This window comes from Rhizobium sp. NLR22b (assembly GCF_019685295.1).
Taxonomy (GTDB): Bacteria; Pseudomonadota; Alphaproteobacteria; order Rhizobiales; family Rhizobiaceae; genus Rhizobium.
Genome location: NZ_JABDWM010000006.1, coordinates 130025 through 149572 on the forward strand (window position 1 = coordinate 130025; position 19548 = coordinate 149572).

Annotated in this window: 26 protein-coding genes; 13 read left to right on the top strand and 13 right to left on the bottom strand. The window is 60.6% G+C overall.

From position 1 onward, the window contains the following. Positions 1 to 31 precede the first annotated feature (31 nt). Both HJC00_RS11985 and HJC00_RS11990 read right to left on the bottom strand, forming a co-directional pair. Positions 32 to 1006, bottom strand: a complete 975-nt coding sequence (locus HJC00_RS11985) for a sialic acid TRAP transporter substrate-binding protein SiaP (RefSeq protein ID WP_221147051.1) — start codon at positions 1004 to 1006, stop codon at positions 32 to 34. 24 nt (positions 1007 to 1030) lie between these two features. Then, positions 1031 to 1789 (bottom strand): FadR/GntR family transcriptional regulator, encoded by a 759-nt coding sequence (locus HJC00_RS11990; RefSeq protein WP_221155234.1) that lies wholly within the window; start codon positions 1787 to 1789, stop codon positions 1031 to 1033. A gap of 89 nt (positions 1790 to 1878) precedes the next feature. Here HJC00_RS11990 and HJC00_RS11995 point away from each other — a divergent pair, with 89 nt between their 5' ends. Beyond that, positions 1879 to 2238 carry a hypothetical protein gene (locus HJC00_RS11995; protein ID WP_245421409.1) on the top strand — a complete coding sequence of 120 codons (360 nt, stop codon included), beginning with the start codon at positions 1879 to 1881 and terminating at the stop codon, positions 2236 to 2238. Between the two features lie 75 nt (positions 2239 to 2313). Here HJC00_RS11995 and HJC00_RS12000 read toward each other — a convergent pair whose 3' ends face one another. Further along, a complete protein-coding gene (locus HJC00_RS12000; protein WP_259672238.1) occupies positions 2314 to 3108 on the bottom strand; it encodes a Crp/Fnr family transcriptional regulator in 795 nt (264 codons plus the stop codon). Positions 3109 to 3240: 132 nt separating this feature from the next. Between HJC00_RS12000 and HJC00_RS12005 the strand changes: the two genes are divergently transcribed. Both HJC00_RS12005 and HJC00_RS12010 read left to right on the top strand, forming a co-directional pair. Then, a complete protein-coding gene (locus HJC00_RS12005; RefSeq protein WP_221147055.1) occupies positions 3241 to 4614 on the top strand; it encodes a sensor histidine kinase in 1374 nt (457 codons plus the stop codon). Positions 4615 to 4801: 187 nt separating this feature from the next. After that, a complete protein-coding gene (locus HJC00_RS12010) occupies positions 4802 to 5542 on the top strand; it encodes a Crp/Fnr family transcriptional regulator (RefSeq protein WP_221147056.1) in 741 nt (246 codons plus the stop codon). On the opposite strand, the gene HJC00_RS12015 is transcribed toward HJC00_RS12010, so the two are convergent. From HJC00_RS12015 to HJC00_RS12025, 3 genes are read right to left on the bottom strand one after another with little or no spacing between them, the layout of a single operon-like run. Then, positions 5526 to 5852 (bottom strand): DUF6894 family protein, encoded by a 327-nt coding sequence (locus HJC00_RS12015; protein WP_311044173.1) that lies wholly within the window; start codon positions 5850 to 5852, stop codon positions 5526 to 5528. The genes HJC00_RS12010 and HJC00_RS12015 overlap by 17 nt on opposite strands. 29 nt (positions 5853 to 5881) lie before the next feature. Further along, positions 5882 to 6178: a hypothetical protein gene (locus HJC00_RS12020; RefSeq protein WP_221147057.1), complete on the bottom strand. Its 297-nt coding sequence runs from the start codon at positions 6176 to 6178 to the stop codon at positions 5882 to 5884. Then, positions 6171 to 6470: a hypothetical protein gene (locus HJC00_RS12025; protein WP_097601689.1), complete on the bottom strand. Its 300-nt coding sequence runs from the start codon at positions 6468 to 6470 to the stop codon at positions 6171 to 6173. The genes HJC00_RS12020 and HJC00_RS12025 overlap by 8 nt, the downstream gene beginning before the upstream one ends. Before the next feature lie 273 nt (positions 6471 to 6743). On the opposite strand from HJC00_RS12025, the gene HJC00_RS12030 reads away from it, so the two are divergent. The 4 genes from HJC00_RS12030 to HJC00_RS12045 all read left to right on the top strand — a co-directional run bounded on the left by HJC00_RS12030 (position 6744) and on the right by HJC00_RS12045 (position 8224). Continuing rightward, positions 6744 to 7115: a hypothetical protein gene (locus tag HJC00_RS12030; RefSeq protein ID WP_210632043.1), complete on the top strand. Its 372-nt coding sequence runs from the start codon at positions 6744 to 6746 to the stop codon at positions 7113 to 7115. Positions 7116 to 7249: 134 nt separating this feature from the next. Further along, complete coding sequence (locus HJC00_RS12035; RefSeq protein ID WP_183704944.1) at positions 7250 to 7534, top strand: hypothetical protein; 285 nt, start codon at positions 7250 to 7252, stop codon at positions 7532 to 7534. Between the two features lie 13 nt (positions 7535 to 7547). Beyond that, positions 7548 to 7730 carry a hypothetical protein gene (locus tag HJC00_RS12040; protein WP_183704946.1) on the top strand — a complete coding sequence of 61 codons (183 nt, stop codon included), beginning with the start codon at positions 7548 to 7550 and terminating at the stop codon, positions 7728 to 7730. A 68-nt stretch (positions 7731 to 7798) separates the two neighbouring features. Further along, complete coding sequence (locus HJC00_RS12045; RefSeq protein ID WP_221147059.1) at positions 7799 to 8224, top strand: DUF983 domain-containing protein; 426 nt, start codon at positions 7799 to 7801, stop codon at positions 8222 to 8224. Positions 8225 to 8248: 24 nt separating this feature from the next. Here the strand turns inward: HJC00_RS12045 and HJC00_RS12050 are convergent, their stop codons facing one another. Both HJC00_RS12050 and HJC00_RS12055 read right to left on the bottom strand, forming a co-directional pair. Beyond that, a complete protein-coding gene (locus HJC00_RS12050) occupies positions 8249 to 8968 on the bottom strand; it encodes a Crp/Fnr family transcriptional regulator (RefSeq protein ID WP_221139250.1) in 720 nt (239 codons plus the stop codon). 114 nt (positions 8969 to 9082) lie between these two features. After that, positions 9083 to 10063 (bottom strand): alpha/beta hydrolase, encoded by a 981-nt coding sequence (locus HJC00_RS12055; RefSeq protein WP_221164080.1) that lies wholly within the window; start codon positions 10061 to 10063, stop codon positions 9083 to 9085. 391 nt (positions 10064 to 10454) lie between these two features. On the opposite strand from HJC00_RS12055, the gene HJC00_RS12060 reads away from it, so the two are divergent. From HJC00_RS12060 to HJC00_RS12080, 5 genes are all read left to right on the top strand, one after another. Then, positions 10455 to 11210: a Crp/Fnr family transcriptional regulator gene (locus tag HJC00_RS12060; RefSeq protein WP_221164126.1), complete on the top strand. Its 756-nt coding sequence runs from the start codon at positions 10455 to 10457 to the stop codon at positions 11208 to 11210. A gap of 242 nt (positions 11211 to 11452) precedes the next feature. After that, entirely contained in the window at positions 11453 to 12001 is a 549-nt protein-coding gene (locus HJC00_RS12065; protein ID WP_221113673.1) for a sigma-70 family RNA polymerase sigma factor, read from the top strand. Continuing rightward, positions 11998 to 12642, top strand: a complete 645-nt coding sequence (locus tag HJC00_RS12070) for an NrsF family protein (protein WP_221128175.1) — start codon at positions 11998 to 12000, stop codon at positions 12640 to 12642. Before HJC00_RS12065 ends, HJC00_RS12070 begins: the two co-directional genes overlap by 4 nt. Before the next feature lie 66 nt (positions 12643 to 12708). Then, positions 12709 to 12861, top strand: a complete 153-nt coding sequence (locus HJC00_RS12075; protein ID WP_210632049.1) for a hypothetical protein — start codon at positions 12709 to 12711, stop codon at positions 12859 to 12861. After that, positions 12858 to 13031 (top strand): hypothetical protein, encoded by a 174-nt coding sequence (locus HJC00_RS12080; protein WP_221147062.1) that lies wholly within the window; start codon positions 12858 to 12860, stop codon positions 13029 to 13031. The genes HJC00_RS12075 and HJC00_RS12080 overlap by 4 nt, the downstream gene beginning before the upstream one ends. Positions 13032 to 13073: 42 nt before the next feature. Here HJC00_RS12080 and HJC00_RS12085 read toward each other — a convergent pair whose 3' ends face one another. Together HJC00_RS12085 and HJC00_RS12090 are read right to left on the bottom strand one after the other, a co-directional pair. Next, entirely contained in the window at positions 13074 to 14396 is a 1323-nt protein-coding gene (locus HJC00_RS12085) for a cytochrome P450 (protein ID WP_221164081.1), read from the bottom strand. A 125-nt stretch (positions 14397 to 14521) separates the two neighbouring features. Next, a complete protein-coding gene (locus tag HJC00_RS12090; RefSeq protein WP_183704965.1) occupies positions 14522 to 15049 on the bottom strand; it encodes a sigma-70 family RNA polymerase sigma factor in 528 nt (175 codons plus the stop codon). A 286-nt stretch (positions 15050 to 15335) separates the two neighbouring features. Between HJC00_RS12090 and HJC00_RS12095 the strand changes: the two genes are divergently transcribed. Beyond that, complete coding sequence (locus tag HJC00_RS12095; protein ID WP_221164082.1) at positions 15336 to 15839, top strand: ferritin-like domain-containing protein; 504 nt, start codon at positions 15336 to 15338, stop codon at positions 15837 to 15839. 75 nt (positions 15840 to 15914) lie between these two features. Here the strand turns inward: HJC00_RS12095 and HJC00_RS12100 are convergent, their stop codons facing one another. Genes HJC00_RS12100 through HJC00_RS12110 form a run of 3 tightly spaced genes read right to left on the bottom strand, consistent with a single transcriptional unit; the run spans position 15915 to position 19459 of the window. After that, the gene (locus tag HJC00_RS12100) at positions 15915 to 17627 is read right to left on the bottom strand and encodes a glycoside hydrolase family 32 protein (protein WP_221164083.1); all 1713 of its coding nucleotides are present in this window, start codon (positions 17625 to 17627) and stop codon (positions 15915 to 15917) included. A 4-nt stretch (positions 17628 to 17631) separates the two neighbouring features. Continuing rightward, the gene (locus HJC00_RS12105) at positions 17632 to 18525 is read right to left on the bottom strand and encodes a carbohydrate ABC transporter permease (protein ID WP_221164084.1); all 894 of its coding nucleotides are present in this window, start codon (positions 18523 to 18525) and stop codon (positions 17632 to 17634) included. After that, positions 18518 to 19459 (bottom strand): carbohydrate ABC transporter permease, encoded by a 942-nt coding sequence (locus HJC00_RS12110; protein ID WP_210632054.1) that lies wholly within the window; start codon positions 19457 to 19459, stop codon positions 18518 to 18520. The genes HJC00_RS12105 and HJC00_RS12110 overlap by 8 nt, the downstream gene beginning before the upstream one ends. Between the last annotated feature and the right edge of the window lie 89 nt (positions 19460 to 19548).

Here is a 19548-nt window from a genome sequence, read left to right on the forward strand (position 1 = left end):
CGGATGAGGGGCTGGCCGCGCTCTCAGGCTCCTACTGAATCGCCCGAATCGCTTCCCAATCGGCCTTTTCATAGCCGAAGTCCTCGAACTTGACCTTTTCCATCACGGTCTTTTCGAAGTCTGCTTTATCGACCTCGGTGACGTTGAGGCCTTTTTCCTTGAAGGTCGCAACAAGGCTGTTTTCCTTGCCGGCGATCGTCTTGGTCGTGCGCTCGGCCGCCTGCTGCATCACTTCGCCGAAGATCTTCTTGTCCTCGTCGGAGAGCTTCGCCCACAGCTGCTTCGAGATCACGGTGTTCAGGTGATCGACGATATGGCCGGTGAGGATGATGTTCTTCTGGACCTCGTAGAACTTCTTCGCCTCGATCGTCGTCAGCGGGTTTTCCTGCGCCTCGACCGTGCCGTTCTGCAGAGCCAGATAGACTTCGGCGAAGGCGATCGGTGTCGTGTTGGCGCCGCAGGCGCGCGGCATGGCAAGATAGGCCGGAACATCGGGCACGCGGATCTTCAGGCCCTGCATGTCGGCGCATTTGGCGATAGGCTTGTTCGAGGTCGTATGGCGCGTTCCGTAATAGCTGACGGCGGCGATATGGTTGCCAGTCTTGTCCTCGTAACCCTTGGCGAGACGCTTGAAGACATCGCTCTTGGTATAGGCGATCAGATGATCGGGATTACGGAAGATATAGGGGAAGTAGGTGACGCCGATCGGCTTGTAGTCGCGTGCGGCAAAACTCGATCCCGAGATGATGATATCGACCGTGCCGAGCTTGAGGCCCTGGTTGATGTCGGCTTCCTTGCCGAGCTGCGAGGCTGGATAGACCTCGATCTTGTAGCGCCCGTCGGTGCGTTTGGCGATTTCTTCCGCGGCCCAGACGGAATCCGTGTGGAAGGGCTCCGAGGTTTCATAGACATGCGCCCATTTCAATACCGTCTGGGCATGCGCGACCGCCGTCGTCGCCATGATCGCGGCTGCGGTGCACAGTATCGTTGCTAGTCTGCTCTTCATTGCGCTCTCCTCCCGTGCTCGGGTTTAAGTCTTGGTGGTTCCTTTCGCGGGCGCCTTGTCGCGGCCGCGCTCCTCCTCTCCCGAGAACTCCTCCCCAAAGCTCTCGGAAAATCTCTTCTGCGATAGGGTGAGATGGCTGCGCATTGCAGCCTTCGCGCCGGCGGCATCGCCGGCGGCGATTGCATCGCGGATGGCCCGGTGCTCATCGACGGCGCTGCGCCATGTCGTCGGCCCCTCGAAATGGCTGGCCAGCTTCGCGAAATAGGGAGTCATGCGCATGTCGAACATCTCGCCCGTCACGCGGGTCAACGTCGAATTGCCGACAATGGCGGCAATGCCAGTGTGAAAGGCGCGGTCGGCGGCGAGCACCGTCGCCGCATCGTTGACGCCGCCGCTCATGCGCATCAGCGCCTCGTCAAGCACGGCAATGTCTTCAGGCCTGGCCCGGGTTGCCGCCTCTTCGGTTATGGCGCATTCGATGATGGCGCGTGCCTGCAGCAGTTCGAAAGGCCCCTCCACCGGCTCGCTTTCGCTTGTCGCCATGCTGACGCCCTGACGGCGCACCACATAGATGCCTGAGCCCATGCGGATGTTGACGAGGCCCTCGACCTCCAGGACGATCAGGGCTTCGCGCACGGTCGGGCGTGAGACCGACAGTTGCTCCGCGAGATCGCGCTCGGCCGGCAGCTTCTGACCGACGACAAGCTCGCCTCCGGCAATCATCGAACGAATTTGATCCGCTACCTGCCTGTAGAGGCGGCGCGATTCAACGGGCAAAAACATCTGGCCTCCCCGGCGGCTTCTCCTCAAGCGCGCAGCTGGTCAACTGGCCTGACCAATTTCAGAGGTAGCACCGTGGGAGTTGTGCGTCAATGCGCCGCATGAAATTCCAACTGGCATCGTTCCCGCGCCAACGACCGTGGGAACCTTCAACCCCGTCACGGGTTCGGGCCCGACATGGGAGCATGATGATGAATTTTCTCTGGCTTTTTGCGGTATCGGGAGGGGCTGCCCTTCTCGGAATTGCTCTTGCTTTCGGAATGATCAAGCAGGATGGGCGACGATCGGTTGCAGCCATCGCTGGCGCTTTTGTGGTGGCCATCGGCGCGCTCGGACTCGGCATCTATGTTCAGAAGGCGCCCACGGCTCCTTTGCGCGCGTCCGATAGAGAGGGGTCGCAGAACAACCTTCCGGCGGCTGCGACGACCGAAAAGGATCTGCCGGGAAAGTGACGCTTGAGAGATCGTCGATTCCGGTGCGAGACGCGCTTCAGCGCTTCAGCGCCTCAGCGCCTCAGCCGGGCCCGGCTAGCTGCGTCCTGTGATGCCAGGGACATCGTAGGCGTCTGCAGCGAAGGCTTCGAGGGATGCGCGGTTGCGGATGATTACCAGGCCGCGGGTGGAATAAATGAGATGCTCGCCCTCCAGGATGTGTAAGGCATCAGTGACGCTGGAGCGGCGGACTCCCAGCATCGTGGCCATATATTCATGCGTGATTTCAATCTCTTCGCCATCGAGGCGGTCATGGCACAGCAGAAGCCATCTCGCCAGACGAACGTCGATCTTGTGAACGGCGTTGGACAGCGCGGTGTTGGCGACCTGCGCGAAAAAACTATGGAGAAAACGCAAAAGCAGCCGGCGGACGGTGGGCCGGTCGGCGAGGAAGCATGCCCGGGCGCCGGCTTCCACACGGCGCCCGTGACCGCCAACTTGCATCATGACGTCGAATGAAAACTGTTCCGCGTCCACCGTCAGGGGCGGCGGCGACATCCCGTCCCTGCCGAGCACGCCGATCTCGGCCTTCCTGCCCTCGGGGCTCGTCGCCACCATGGAAGCAATGCCGGTTTCGAGGAAATAATAATGGCTGACCGGCATGCCCAAATGCACGAGCTCGAAGTCGCGCGGAAGAAGAAGCGGTTCCAGCATGCGCTCCAGAGCCATAAGCTCCGGATCCGCCAACTGCGACAGAATGAGATTTTCGCTTTCGAACGCTCGCATCACTCTGCCCTTTGTTTGGCAAGAGGACACTGTCTCTCGGCCGTCAGCACCACAGATGCGCTCAGCCCTACGCAAAATTATGAACGCCGGAATGGCCGATTGCAAGGCGCTGAGGCTTATCTCTCATGATCGGCAGAAGGCTTCGTGGAGGAGTTTTGTACGCAACCGCACGCGCCCGAGAAATTTCCTGTAGCAAGTGCTAATGTAGTCGACGGCAATAGCGGGGCGCGCGCTGGCATGGATCAATATCCCCTCCCGAGCAACGAGACTGAAATCTATCGGCACATCGTTGAGAGCGCCCGGGATTATGCAATTTTTGCAATGGATCGCAATGGCACTGTCATGACGTGGAGCGCGGGTGCCGAAAAAATCTTCGGCTATTCGGGATCCGAAATCATCGGACAGAGCGGTGCCGTGATCTTTACGTTCGAAGATCAGCTTGCCGGGGCAATGCTTAAGGAGATCAGGCTTGCCTTGACCACCGGCCGCGCCGACGACAATCGCTGGCATGTGAGAAAGGACGGCAGTTCGTTCTGGGCTTCGGGACTGATGATGCCGCTTCGCAACGATACCGGTGAGACCTATGGCCTTCTGAAAATCGTCCGCGACCGAACGCAGATGCTGCATGAGGACGAAGCTCGGCGCGCCAGCGAAGAGCGCCTCCAGCTTATTCTCAAAAGCGCGATCGACTATGCGATCTTCGCCTTCGGCCGCGATGGGCGGATCATCAGCTGGAACACCGGCGCCTGCCGCATCTTCGGCTACGAGGAGAGCGAGATCCTCGGTCGCCACGCCCGCATCCTGTTCGTTCCCGAGGACCGCGAAGAGGGCGCGCTGGAGCGCGAGATGGAGGCGGCGGCCGAGCGCGGTCGCGCCGAGAACGAGCGGTTTCACTTGCGTAAGGACGGCTCGACATTCTGGGGCAGCGGCTTGACCATGCCGCTGCGCGCCCAGCGCGCCGGTTTTCTCAAAGTGCTCCGGGACGATACCGAGCGGCATTTCGCCGACGAGCATCAGCAGATCATGCTGCGGGAGATGAGCCATCGCGTCAAGAACAGCCTGGCTCTGGTTGCGGCCATGCTCGCCATGCAGGCCCGTTCGACCAAACAGGAGGAGGTCGGACAGGCGCTTCGGGATGCTGAAGCGCGAGTCGGAACCATTGCCCAGGTGCACGACCAATTGTGGCGCCAGCCTGATATTGAAACGGTGGATCTGGCCGATTTCCTGTCCAGCCTTTGCCAACGCCTGCAGCAATCGACCTCCGGCCACACGGTGTCGGTCGTCGCCGATCCATGCATGATCGATGCCGACCGTGCGATCCAGATCGCCCTCCTCGTCAACGAACTGGTGACCAATGCTTTCAAACACGCTTATGCCGAGGTAGCAGGCGCCGTCACGGTCAGCGCCCGGAGCATTGCCGACGAGATCCGCCTGGAGATCGCCGACGACGGACGAGGACTGCCGCCGGAAGTGCTGTCCGGCGAGAACGGCGGAAAAAGCCTCGGAATGAAGATCGTGCGGGCGTTGGTGCAGCAACTGAGGGCCGAGCTTCACATCGAAAACCGGGAGCCCGGCACGGGGTTCGTGATCAGGCTGCCGAGGGAGGTTTGAGAGCGTTCCGTGTCGGGCAGGAAATTATCCCAGAAGCGGTGCGCCTGGGACTATGGCTCGGCGTTTGTCAGAACCGTACAAAACTTATATGAAGATGGTCATCATTGCGCGCGTGACCCATATAGCTCTCATTACCGCCAAAGAGGCGTCGGTATGAGCACGGGCTGTCTCCCGCCAGGAGAAGCGCATGCGCGTACCGGACCAAAGCGATATTCGGAATCTGCTGTTGAAGGCCCTGCCGGCCGAGGCATTCCAAAAGCTCACCGGCGATGGCAGTCTGATCGAACTTCCGGCCAGAGATGTTCTGGTCGAAGCCGATCAGCCGAACGAGTATGTCTGTTTCATCGAACGAGGTCTTGCCTCAATGGTGGCCGCCAATGGCGATGACGAAGCCGTTGAGGTCGGTCACATCGGACATGACGGCATGTCCGGCCTCCATGTCCTGCTGAGAACGGATACGACACCCAACCGCACCTTCGTTCAGGTCGCCGGCTCCGGCGTGCAGGTGTCGGTGAAAAGCTTCAAGCAGGTGCTGGCGGAATTTCCGGTCGCCAACGAACTGTTCCTCAAATACATGCATTGCTGCGACATTCAGCTGGCCCAGTCAGCGCTTGCGAACGGGCGCTACAACATGCACGAGCGGCTCGCCCGCTGGCTGCTGATGTGCCACGACCGGCTGAATGGCAGCGACCTGCCGCTGACGCATGAACTGCTGGCCATCATGCTCGGCGTGCGCCGCGCAGGCGTCACCAACGAATTGCACGTCATCGAAGGTCTTCGAGCGATCAGGTCGACGCGCGCCAATGTCAGGATCCTCGACAGGGACCGGCTGGAAGAAATCGCAGCCGGCTGCTACGGCGTTCCGGAGCGCGAATATCAACGTTTGATCGGTCTGCCGATCCGGCGCCCCACTAATCGGCACTCCTGATCGTATCGGCAAAAGGCACGATCAGAAGCAGGCTCCCCTGTTCGTCGCAGATGTAAATCTTTCTCGCTGAAATGTCTTTTCCCGAAAGAATTGCCTGACTCATGAGGGCTCTTGCATCCTGAACGGCTTCGCGCCTGGCGTCTTCAGTGGTGGCCAGTTCCGAACCATCGGGATCAACGACCGTGCCGGTGTCTGAAACGACATTAAAATAAAATCTTGGCATCAGCCGCCCGATCGTTGCAGAATCAATGCCATAGCCTGTCTTAAGGTTCCGTGGAAAAGAACCAGGGCGCCCTTTAAAACGGCGCAATATCCTCGTTTCAAATGCTGCTGTCGAAATCAGTGGGACGTTTCGGCGCCGCCAGTGGCAAGACGCGTCATCGTCGCGCGAAGATCGAGGAGCTCCATAAGAATGATCTCCCATTCCTCGTCATCCGCTTCAGCAATCGATATGACCGAAGCGTCGATCATGCGAAGCAGACGGTCGAGAGCCGGAGCTCGACCGAAGTTGTCCGGCACTCCATCGCGCAGGTTTCTAAGATCGGCAACGATCTGTCGCAGAGCGATCTGCCGATCGACAAAACCGAGTTCGGAATGACCTGCCGCGACAGGAGCACTTTGCCGGGTTCTATCCATCGTGCCCATCGGCCCGCCCGGCATTCTCGCGCACATGTGCGCAGGCCGGTGCATCCGGGGTGACGAGCAGGTCCTCTGGATCCAGATACACATGCCGCATCAGGCCTGCGAGCCTATGCTTGTCTCGAATGCCGCATTCGAACCAGGATACGAGTTCTCTGGCAATATGTTCGGCTGCCGGGCTGGCGATCCCGCATGATTTTTCCTGGCACCAGTCTTCAAGGACCGCGGTCAGCATTGCCACGTCGTCGGGCTGTAACGGCGGCTTCGTGATTCCCGCGTGCTGCATCATCCGCGTTCCTCCCCTTATATGCGACGATCCTAAACTTAGGGTCATCGATTTCAACAGCTGGTGCGAAAACGTACGGATCGCACGGCCGGCGCCCCGATCCCAACCGCCGGGGAACAAGGCGGCCCGGCAAGGGTTCGGCGGTCAGGGCAAAATGAACGTCGCATGACAGGCTCGAATATGGTAGGCACGATACAGGCGCGGACCCGCCTATGTTTCTAACCGCCATTGAACAGCATGATCACCCTAAAACCTGGATTACAGTAGGCGTCCGCCATGAAGTCGCTCAGTCCGGTCGCCGGCAAGACGATCCTTATCATTGGTGAAGCCGGCTTCCTTTCGGACGGTGCAAGAAAGGCGTTGATCGCGCGCCAGGCGGTGCTCGCCGGCCCCGTTGTCATCTCCAGCGCCATGGAATGCTTGAGCGAGGGCCTCCTGTTCGATGCGGTGATCATCGATGTGACGATTTCCGACGAAGCCATGCTCTGGATAAATGATTGGTTGGAGACACGGCGGATTCCTTTCATCTTTGCCTATGACGAGCGATCCGAAACACCGCCGGGCGGCTTTGTTGTCAGTGGGCGTCCTTCCGACGTGGACGCGATGATCGCCGCTCTGTTCGGAGGGGACTCGTCCTATTATCACTAAAGCGCCTCGCGTCCCTTCGGGCGCGCGATGCGGTGGATGTTCGCTTCCGTACAATGGAGGACGAGGAGTTGTTTCGGCTGCAATAGAGTCCCATTATTCAAAAACGCACGGTGAAAAGCTTAGGGACCAGGGTCATGCTCGATTCTCAGTCCATCCATTTGAAAGCGCTCGATTCAGCCGATCTTCAGCGTCTGCAAATCGTTTTGGATGTGATCTGCCGCGAGGCGGGCAAAGCCGTGCGTTCGCCTGAAATGCAGGAGGTCGCCGCTCTGCTCATTCGCCTTTATCGCCACGGTTTGACTGACGAGGTCAAGCTGCTGTCGGTCGGCCGTCTGGCCTCGGTAAAAAAGGGGCTCTCCCGAACTGCTGCGATCACGGGGGGCGGAGATCGAAACGGCCGCTCGGTCATCTCAATCTGACGAGGAGCAGCTCATGAATGACGGTGAAAAAGCGCGAACCGACGTCGAAGGAACCGAAAAGGAAACCGCCGATGCGAGGAAAAGCCCGCCCGCCGGTCCTCACGCCAAAGATCATCTCATAGACGAAAGCAAAACGCCCGGCGCCGGCGCGCTGTCCGAGAAGGACGACCAGAGCATCACGCCAGGATCAGGCTGATCCACCGCCGGTCCGCCGAAAACACCGTCGGCTGCGGAACCTGCTCCTTCGGGCGCGGTTTGAGGGGTATGGAAAATGAAGTTCCCACCAATTATCAGGTAACGACGAACCCTGCCCTCACGGGACTTTTGGGACGCTGCCCGCGGTGCCAGCGGGGTCATCTGTTTTCCGGATATCTTACGCTCGCCCGAGGCTGCGAAGTCTGCGGCCTGGATTATTCATTCGCCGATCCGGCGGATGGGCCGGCCTTCTTCGCGATGTCGATCGTCGCCGTTCCGGCGCTCGCCTTTGCCCTCTGGTTCCAATTCACGTTCGAGCCGGCGATCTGGGTGCATCTCATCGTCAGCCTGCCCCTCAGCGTCATCGCCTGCATTCTCATTCTGAGGCCGCTGAAAGGCTGGCTCGTCTGCTCGCAATTCTTTCACAAGGCGGAGGAAGGCAGTATCGACAGAGCCTGGCATGCCTCCGAGAAGGAGCGGAGGGAGCGGTCCTGAGGCGCTCACGCGGCGGCATGCTTTTCAGCGGGCGAGATCCTTGCCGATCAGCCGCCGATATTCTTCTTCGGCAGCGCCGTAAGATCCGTGCGCCTCTTCGATCAATCCCCGCCGGTTGAGGATGACGATCTGCCGTCGGGTGGACCGGATCAGCCCTTTGCCTTCCAGCAGGTGCAGCGCGACCGTAACGCCGGCGCGGCGCACGCCCAGCATCACCGCCAGAAACTCATGCGTCAGCCAGATGGTCGCGCCGTCGGTCCTGTCATGGACCATCAGCAGCCAGCGCGCCAGCCGCTCCTCGAGCTTGGCATGGCCGTTGGCGAGCACCGTCGACGTCGTCTGCGCGAGCAGCGCCTGGACATAGGCGAGAAGGAGGCTGCGTAAGGGACGGCTTTCCTCCATCGCCGCGGAAAGGGTCGATGCCGGCAATTTGAAGCCATGGCCGGAAACTTGCATGAACGTCCGGTTAGCGGATTGATTGCCGCCGAGAATGACAGCCGCACCCGTCATGCCCTCGCGGCCGACGATGCCCACTTCGATGTCGCGCCCGCCTGGAAATCTCGCCACGATCGAGGCGAGCCCTGATTCGAGAATATAGACGTCGCTGACCGGGCTATTCTCCATTTCGAGGATCGTGGGCACCTCAAGGTCCACGGGCTCCAGATGCGGCAGCAGGAGTTGCTGCTCCTGCGGGCCCATGACGCGCAAAAGTTCATTCCGAAAAATCAATTGTTGGTCATCCATGTCCGTCCGCGCATCAGTGATAAATGCGGCCCTTGCTGCGGGCGAACCTAACCATCTAGAATCATTGAGCAATACATTGTGCAATAGCGTACAGAATCGAAGGTCTGCGCAGGATCAGCCACTATTCGCGCCAGGGCGATCAAGCCTCTGCGAAATCCAGGCTCTGACAAACCTGTTCGCTCGGGCCGCCAGCCTAGTCGGCAATCGGTTGAAGCCGTGCGGGGCCTCGGGGAAGATGACGCAGTCGGAATTGCCGCTTTGGCTCTGCCATCGCTCATGCATCGAGATGGTGTCGTCGAGGATCGGATCGAGCGCTCCGGCGACCAGCAGGGCGGGGGGCAGGCCAGAGAGATCGGCAAACAACGGACCCTTCGCCTCACGCCCGGAAAGGCTTGGCGTCAGTCGCTGCAGATTGCGCAACGCCGATGGCCCGTCGATCACCAGGCTTCTGCCGGTGGAGCGGCACAGGCTTTGCGACCCGCCGAGATCGAATGCGCCGCACATGGAAACGAAGCCGGCAACGGCCTCCGCCTTACTGCGCGCTCGAAGATGAAGAAGTGCTTCCGCGGCGAGATGTGCACCCGAGGACTCGCCGCCGAGGATCATCCGCTCGACCGCAAACTCGGCAAGATGGTCGGCCAGCCATTCGATCGACGCTTTGCTGTCCAGAAGAGCGAGGTCCAGCCGGTCGTCGGCGGCATTGTGAAAATCGACGCCGGCCGCTACCATCCGACAGTCTCTTGCGATCGGGCAGGTGATGCCGTCGTCAAAGCGGGCGTTGCCCATCACCCAGGCGCCGCCGTGGAAATGGACGTAGAGGCCGCGCGGGGCTCCGTTCGGAAGCATCAACCTCAAGCCGATCCGTCTGCCGTCGGCTGTGACAATGCGGGTGACAACGTGCCTGCGGCGCAGCAGCCTGTCTGGAGCCAGCAGTTGCGCGACGCGAATTGAGGCTTGCACGATTTTGGCGTTCCAGCGCCGATCGGTATGATAGCTGGGAAGGAAGCGCAGCAGGGCATTGAGCCTGCGGGCGGCGCCGATCTCGCGGGAAGTGAACGGCGCCGGCCGCAGGCCCGATACTGTTCGAGAGGTCATGTCCTTCACTTCGCTGTCAGACTTCATCGGCAGCAAAGGCAGGCGTCGCGGCCATGAAGAGAAGGGAAAGGTTGAGCATCAGCCGCATCATCGTTCTCCGTGTTTATTCGGTTGAAGCAGGCGATTGCGTCCGAACGACCGGACCGAGAGTCGGTTCCCGAAACGAGGACAGATTGAGCTGCATACGCGCGGAGGGGAAGTTGAAGCGGATCGACAACTTTCCGGAGATCGAGGCCGGCCGCAAGGCCGGCAACAATCCTTTCGTCCATTCCGCGCAAATCCGGAACCAAGGGCGGGCTGGTGAGTTGTGTGGGAGAGCCGCCTAGCGAGTCAGTATTTCGCACCTGAAACCATCAGACTGCGCCCAACCCACACTTCCGGAGGGCGAGCATTGGCAGCAACGACACCGACCAGGGAAAACCGGTTATTCGCCCTCTTGCCTCAGGAGGAGCTTTCAGCTGTCGTTGCTGATCTGGAACCCTGCGACATCCCTCGCGGCTTTCTCATGGCTAAAGCAGGCGCAACGATCGACTATGCTTATTTCCCGTGCTCGGGCGTAGGTTCGATCATCAATGTTTCGCCGGAGGGAAACCGCGTCGAGGCCGGATTGTTCGGCCGTGACGGGTTTGCACCCACGGCGGCAGCGATAGACGGAGGAATCAGCGTCACCGAGGTCGCCGTCCAGGTGCCGGGTTTTGCCTACCGGCTGCGGCAGGACAAGCTTGTGGATCTGATGAAAACGCAGCCGGTGTTTACCAGCCTGCTGCACAAGAGCACGCACATCCTTGCGACCCAGGCCGGGTTCACAGCGCTTTCTAATGCGATCCACGGGATCGATGAGCGGCTGGCTCGCTGGATCTTGATGTGCCACGACCGCATTGACGGCGACAAGCTCGCGCTCACCCATGAGTTCATCGCTCTGATGCTGGCAGTCAGGCGGCCGAGCGTCACCACGGCGCTCCATCTGCTCGAGGGCAACCATTTCATCCGCTCGGTCCGCGGCCTGGTCATTGTCAGAGATCGCGTTGGCTTGGAGGAATTTGCCGCCGACGCCTACGGCAGGGCGGAGGAGGAATATGAGCGGTTGATTGGACCTCTCAGAAAATCGAAGCGACAGACTTTTGTAGGGTCATCGCACGCTGGTTGAAACAGCGCCAGCCAAATCCGGTACACCGTTCTTCTCCACGACCCCGGAAATTCGCCCTTGCCGCCTCCATGAGACCCGCGACCGCCCAATGGGGATCGGCTCGACCCACTCGCACGATGCTTTCAGCTGCGCGTCTCAATGCGTTACAGCTTCACGTGCATGTGCTATAGAGCTGTATTGCAAAAATCCTTGGTTTTAACTGTAACCGATTGTCTGCTTTTACGAATGAGCTCTTTGACAGCATGACGACCGCCCATTCGGAAGAAGCCCTGAAAGCATTGATGCTTCTGTCCCTCGACGGGGACGAGGCTGCCTATCGGCGTTTGTTGACGGTTTTGCGCGTGCTGCTTGTCGGCTATTACAGCCGCAGGATGGCTGCGGCAACGAGGGCGGACATGGAAGATCTGGTCCAGGAGACGTTGCTGGCACTGCATTCCCGGCGATCCACCTATGACCGGACGAGACCTTTTACCGCCTGGTTTTTCTCGATCGCCCGCTACAAGCTGATCGACCATCATCGCGGCCGCGGCGGACGCAGGCTGGCGGAGACCGAGCTTGATGACGAGATCGAAAGCGACTTCAGCGAGGATAGGCTGTCTGCCCGCATGGATGTCGAGCGGTTGCTCGACGGCTTGCCGCCGAGACAGCAGGAACTGATCCGCCAGGTGAAGCTCGAGGGCGGCTCGGTCGCCGACGCCGCAAACCGCACCGGCCAGTCCGAATCGGCGGTGAAAGTCAGCATCCATCGGGCGCTCAAGGCGCTCGGAGAGAGATTGCGAGGCACATCGTGACAAAGACGGACGATATCATCGAACGATTGGCAAGCGACCTGGAGCCGGTGCCGCGCAACGCGCTAGGGCGCCGCTTTGCGCTCGGCATAGTGCCGGCCCTCGGACTTTCCCTGCTGCTGATGCTGATCATTCTCGGCCCCCGGGTCGATATCTCAGACGTGCTGATGCTGCCGGTCTTCTGGATCAAGTCGGCCTATAACGCGCTGATTGCGGCGGCCGCCTTTGCAGCCGTTTTTCGGCTTTCCCGCCCCGATGGCTCGGAGGGACGCTTTTTCGGTCTGCTTGCCGTGATTTTCGCTGCCATGACGGCCGTCGCGGCCATTCAGCTTCTGATGGCACCGAGCGAGAGCTATCGATTGCTGATCCTCGGCTCCTCGGCGCTGCATTGCCCGCCGCTCATCGCAGGCTTTGCGATCCCGGTCTATGCCGGTACGGTCTGGGCACTGCGCCGTGCAGCGCCGGTGGATCTGCGGCTGACCGGCTTCGTCGCCGGCATTGCCGCGGGAGCAGCCGGCGCCTGGGTCTATTCCTGGTTCTGCACCGAAAATGGCATGCCTTTCGTGTTGATCTGGTACACGCTCGGCATCCTGCTCATCGGCGCTGTCGGCGCCGTGACCGGACCCCGCCTGCTACGCTGGTGACCCTTCTCGATTTCTCGATCTGGAACATTCCGGGTTTCCCTTGGTTCGAGGACCGAAGGAGAGAAGATGAGCCAGGAATCGGACCGTCGCGCTTTCATGATCTATTTGGGAGCCATTCTCTTGGTCGGGCTCGTGATCGTGTTCGGCGCTACGCTCTCGTGGAACTCGATCAGCATAAGCGGTCAGCCCACGCAATCTTCAACGGAAGCCAATCCTTGACGAAGTGGCCGAAAGACAACCCGATCCGCTTGGACCGGCCGAGCGACGAAGGGCAGCGGGATGCGCTGAAAAGCCTGTGGCTGGTCATTGCCGTGATCGCGACCTTGGTCGCTATCGCCTTTCTGCTCTACGTCTTGATCCTCGTTTACGGGGTCATGCAAAGGCTGTGAACCGGCGCGAACTGAAATGTGCCGAGGACATTGAGGCAGCATCTATTTCTCCCTGCGCCGCGCAATCAGCTTCAGCCGGATGCCATAGTGATTGAGAGTGCCGGGAAGATTGGCGACGTCTAAAGAGGGATGCAGCAGCACAATCTCGGCGGCCGACAAGAATGTGCCCACGGCAAGGCTTGCAATCGTCGGCACGAGATTATGTGCCGGGCATATGACAGGACCGGCGCTGAAAGGCACGAGCCCTGCGGCCGGCAACGCATCGTTCTGTCCCCAGATGCTCGGTTCCATCCGATTGGCATAGAGGAGCGCAGGATCTCGATGGAAAAAGGGGACGAAGATGATGACGCCAGTGCCGCGAGCGATGACCTTGTCGCCTGACTTGAGATCCCTGGTCAGTTGCCTGAGGATGGCGGGGGTCGTCGGCCAGAGGCGCAAGGCTTCCAGCAGACAACTGCGCGTGAAGGGGCGATCGAGATCGCCGCTCATGGCCTCTTCCACGGCTTTGCCCCAGTAGCTCACATGGCAGGCCAGCAAGGCGAGCGTCCTCAAAACGGCAATTCCGGCTGCATCAAAGGCGAACAGCCACTGGGCCACCTGGTTTTCCGGAGCAAGCTCATCGCCTCTGGGAAACCGATTGACAAGACTGTGCTTCTCCGGCTCTCGAAGATAGCGGCCGACCTGGTCGTGAAACCGAGCAAGCTTGCGCTGATCGACCGGGGCGGCAAATGCCCAGTTCGCCCGGCCTCGAAGTTCGTTCAAGGTCTCGGTCAATGTGACGTCGTTGCGCGCTCGCTCGCCGAGGACAATTCGCCGGACGATCCTGAACCAGGCCTGAGAAAAGGCCGGCCAATCGAGCTCACGGGGTAAGTTCAGGACCTGCAGGAATTCTTCGTCGACGATATTTTTGAAATGCATCGCATATGGATGCAGCCGGTCTGCCGCTGCCAAAGCGTGCTCATGGGCAGGCCGAAGCTCGGCGCGCCGAGAGTCCGATGAGATAAGGACGTTTTTCGGCTCGAAGTGAACAAGGGCGGCATGCTTTTCCGCCGTCGCCGCGGCAAACGGTTCGGGCGAGGATTGAAGCACCGTGGCGACATCGGCCGGATCGAGGATCAGCAGCTGTGGTCGCAATGGGATGGGCAGCAGAAGAGGAGCCGGCCCGTATTTGTTTCTCAGCCGCTGCATCTGTTCCACGGTGGTTCTGTCGAAGCCTTGCCGCTCCGCCAGACGCTCCATTGTCGGGCGGCGAATGATGATGCCCTTGGCAACCGTTGGGGCCACGACCGCCGTCAATACGCGGAGCGTATCGAGCCACCCGGCGCGATTAACTCTGAGAAAGATGGCGTGGCTTCGCGCGTTCATGACTCTTCAGCCTGGCCCGGCGGTTGGCCCATATCGATTCGATCTGCCGATCCTATCGATTTGGTTTGGACCCAGGACCACGACCGTTTGTTCCGCTCAAGGCGAAGCGGACCGGCGCAAGCCGCTCAATCGACGAGATGGTTTCCGAGCATCGCAATCAGGCACTCGCGGGCGCGGCTCACCCGGCTTTTCAACGTGCCGATCCGGCACCCGCACATTTTGGCGGCGTCTTCATAGCTCGTTCCGGCAGCCACCAATGTCAGAGCCCGGCGCCTGTCGTCGGAAAGACGCGTCAACGCCCGCTGCAATTCATGTTCCCGCAGTACCCACTCCTGGGTCGGGGCGATCGCCACCTGTTCCATCGCCGCGTCCATTCCGGCCGGCTCGCGCTTCTTCCGGCGATAATTGGTGCAAAAGGTGTTTCGCAGAATGGTGAAAAGCCAGGATTTGAGCGAGGTGCCGGGCTGGTAGAGGTGAAGCGAGTTCAGCGCCTTCAGCAGGGTTTCCTGAACAAGGTCGTCGATGTCATCATCGCTGCGCAGGAACCTTCGGGCAAAGGCGCGCAATGCTGGTGTCAGCTCGACGATCTCCCGCTCGATCGCGGATTTTTCTTTGCAATGCGATGCGGGGCGTACTGAAGACGAGGAAGCCATTTTTCTCTCCTGGGATGAGAAGGAAAGTCGCTGGCTCCCTATTCGTTGCCGTACGATACCGGACAAAAGTCCCGGCTTGGCCGGCGACTGCTCGCCGGCTCGAGGACGGGAACAACGGCCTCCCGCAATCGTTCGGTCATCGCCGTCCCGGTACTCTCGATCGGGCGGTCTCTTCCTTGGCCGGACAGAGATGACGCCCCCGCCCAAGGGGGCGTCATATTTCCGATCGGAACATCCGACCGATGCGAGAGTTGATTGTCGTCACGACACGCCACAGGAGGATTAAATGGCAACCGAGAAGACTCTGAACGATCTGTTTCTCGATACTCTCAAGGACATCTATTACGCCGAAAAGCAGATCCTGAAGGCCCTGCCGAAGATGGCCCGCGCCGCGCAATCGGAAGAGGGCAAGGCCGGGTTTCTGCAGCATCGCGACGAGACCCAGGCGCAGGTTGAGCGCCTCGAACAGGTTTTCGAGATGGTCGGCAAACCGGCGCGCGGCAAGACCTGCGAGGCCATTCAGGGCATCATCGCCGAAGCCGAGGAGATCATGGACGAATATAAGGGCACGGTCGCTCTCGATGCTGGTCTGATTTCGTCCGCACAGGCCGTCGAGCATTATGAAATCGCCCGCTACGGCACGCTGATCGCCTGGGCAAAGCAGCTCGGCCTCAAGGATGCAGTGCCACTGCTGCAGGCTACGCTTGCCGAAGAAGAGGCGACTGACAAGAAGCTCACGCAGCTCGCCGAGTCCTCGGCCAACGTCAAGGGCAAAGGCAAGGCAGCCTGAGCCGCTCGACCGCGGTGTCCATTCGCAACGGCCGCCGCCTCGGCGGCCGTGCTTTTCCCGGGGCTGCCTCGCAGATCAAAGACTGAGTTGCCAGATTTCGGCGGTAAGCAGATTCCCTTGGGGCGCGATGAGACGCACCGAGCTTACCCCGCTGAAGCCGGGCAGCCGCTTGGTTCCGGTCCAGCGGCCATCGTCGGCGAAGACCTCGATCGAACCTGCATCGAGGAATATCCGGATGGTCGACGGGCGCGCGCCGGCGGCGATGTAGCGTGGCGACACCTTGGCATTCGCCACCGAAAAGGGAATGCTCAGCCCATCGTCGTTCAACAGGACCTCGAGCGCCGCCTGCGGATGTTCGAACGTCAGGCGGAACGCCTTGCCCGGCTCCTTGAGGGTGAGCAGGATTTCGACGGCGCCGTTGGCGAGGTCGACCGCCTGGCCGTCCACAAGGCCTTGAGGATCCAGCCGCCGCTGCCGCAGGCTTTCCACACCTGCGACCGGCGGCGTGATCAGAGCCCCCTCGTGCAATGCCAGCCGGCGCGGCAGCGTCATCGCCGTCGCCATATCGATGTCTTTGGAGACATCGGTCCAGTTCGCGAGCCATGCGATGCCGACGGGGCCGCTATCATCGACGAAGGCCTGGAAGGCATAGGCGTCGGTGCCGAAATCCAGTTCCTGTTCGAATTCCACGGAGAAGCTGCGGCCATCGAAATGGCCGACGGTCGCAATCGTCATATTGCGCCGGCCCGTTGCCGGGTCGCGGCTTGTGAGAAGACCGAAAATCAGGGCCCAGCGCGTTGACGGGTCGTTCGCGGGACCGTCGAGAGGCACCAGGCAGGGGCACTCCGCGGCCGTCATTCCGAAGCGGTTCTCGCGATGAAGCACCCCGAGGAAAGTCCATCCCGTCGCCGCGGCCGGATCATCGGTTTCATAGAGCAGGATGACGCCGCCCTCGCGGTCTCGCGTCCCGAGCAGCATCTTCCATTTGTCGTCCTGGCCTAGGAAGACATAGGGGTCACGGAAGTCGGTCGTCAGACCGAGCCCGGCCGGTCGGGCGGGCAGGATGAGGCTCGCCGGCTCGACGTTGACAAGATCGTGGCTGATGGCTGTGAACTGAACCTGCTCCTCCGGCTCCCGGCCCTTCATATGCTCAGTGAAGAAGATACGGATTCCCGCGCCATCGAGCGCGATGGCGGAGCCGGAAAATGCGCCGCCGCGTCCATCGGCCCGTGCGGCGAGTTCGTCCGAAGGCGGAAGAAAGACCGGAAGATGCGTCCAATGAAGAAAATCGTCCGAGACAGCGTGACCCCAATGCATGTTGTTCCACCGCAGACTGTGGGGATAGTGCTGATAGAACAGGTGCAGCCTGCCGCCGAATCTACCAAAACCGTTGGGATCGTTCATCCAACCGAAGGGTGGGCGGAAGTGATAGCCGCCGGAGATTTCGGGTGCGACGTTGGAAGACCCGACATGCAGCATCCGGATGCCTTTTTCGAGAACGCCGGGCTGAAGGAAGGCGTAGAGAACCGAGACCTGCGTCGTCACCGGATCGTAGGAGAAGTCGGTTTCCCCACCGCTTTCCAGCGTCAGCACCCGAAACTCGAATTCATGGCGATTTGACGTTTCCACAGTGATGGCGGGATCGCCATCGACATGGGCGGTCAATCTACCCACGGCGCCGCCATGCCGGGCCTTGATCCACGCGTGGATCGTCGCTCCCGCGGGCAGGACGGCGCTGATCGTCTCCGGCCCGCGTTCATGGGACGGAGTCATCGCTTGGCTTGTCATCAATTCAACCTTTCACGGCGGAGCCGATGAAGGAACTCACGAACCAGCGCTGGAAAACGAGGTAGAGCCCCAGGATCGGGATCATCATCAAAACGGAGGCGGCCATCGCGCGATCCCAGTAGATGCTGTCCTGACCGAAGAATGTCGCGATGGCGACCGCGATCGGGCGGGCATAATCGGTCTGCGTCACGAGGATCGGCCAGAGATACTGGTTCCAGGTCTCGATGCCCATCAGGATCGAGACGGTGGCCAGTGCGGGCAGGCTGAGGGGCAGGAAAATCGAACGATAGGCCCGGAAGAAGGACGCGCCGTCGATCTCGGCGGCCTCAAGCAGTTCCTTCGGCAATTGCGAGAAGAACTGATAGAACAAGAAGATGTAGAGAGGGCTCGCGACCCAGGGCACGATCTGGACTGCGAAGGTATCGGCCATTCCGGCGCGCGAAACCATCATCACCAGGGGCATGATGATGCTTTCCTGCGGGATCACATAAAGCGCAATCACGATCGACAGGATGACGGCGCGGCCCTTGAGCGATCCCCAGGCCAGAACGAAGCCGGCCATCGAATTGACGATCAGGCCGGAACAAACCGTTGTGATCAGAATGATCAGCGAGTTGATGAGGTAACGGCCGAAGGCGAGTTCGCCTGAGAGGTGGCCGACCTCCGCATAGTTGGAGAGCGTCGGTTTCGAAACCCAGAAGGCGCGGAAACTGCCCATATCGGCCAGGATCTGGAACCGGTCATCCTTCAGGCTCGCCACGACGAGGAGCAGCAACGGGGAGACGATCACCAGGGCGATGATGAAGATAGAGACCGTCTGGATGGTGCGCAGAACCCTTGCGGCGGAGCGCGGCCGCGCCGCGCGGGCCTGTGGGATCGAGAGAGCGATATCAGACATCGAAGCGCCTCAGGAGCTGGCGCTGGATCAGCGCGATGATGAGAACGATGACGAACAGGATGACCGAGACGGCCGAGGCATAGCCCATCTTCTGCTCTTCGAAGCCGGCGCGGACCATGTAATGCACCACCGTCTCGGTGCTGCTCTTCGGCCCGCCCTGCGTGAGGATGGCGACTTGGGTATAGAGCTTGAACGCCTGGATGGTGGTGATCACGAGGACGAAGACATGGGTGGGCCGCAGGCCGGGCATGGTGACATGCCAGAAGCGTCGGAAGGCGTTGGCGCCGTCGATCTTTGCGGCATCGTAGAGTTCGTCCGGGATTCCCTGAAGCCCGGCAAGGTAGACGATCATCTGGAAACCATAGGCCTGCCAGGCCGAGAGCAGAACGAGCGAGAACATCGCCCATTCGGGATCGCCGAGCCAATCGATCGGCTGGATCGCGCCCCCGGAGAGAAAGCCGAGGATCTGGTTGAACGGTCCCGTGGGATATTGGAATAGGGTTCCCCAGATGACGCAGACTACGACCATCGACGTGATCGCCGGCAGGAAGAACATGCCGCGCAGCAGATTGCGGAACGGCAGCTTCTGATGGAGCAGCAGGGCCGTTGCAAAAGCCAGGCCGCATTGCACCGGAATGATCCAGAAGGTGAAGCGCGAGACGTTCCAGAGGGCGGTCCAGAAAAGATCGTCCTGGAAGATGCGGATGAAATTGTTGAACCAGACGAACCGGACGGGCGTCGGCCGCGGCACGAGAGGCTGGTTGGTCATCGCCGTCCAGAAGGACAGCAGGAACGGCACGATCAGAAAGAGGGTCAGCAGGATGACCGCCGGCGCGAGCATCGCCGCTTCCTGCATCAGCCGTCCCGTGTCATGCCGGCGCGCCGGAGTCTTTCGCACTGTTGTCGACGACGGTGTCGATTGTTGCATGACCATGGCATTCCTCCTCTCCAGGCCTCGAGTGCCGGTCCCGCCTTGCAACGTGGTGGACACGTCGCAAGGCTTCGATGGACCGGCACCGTTGG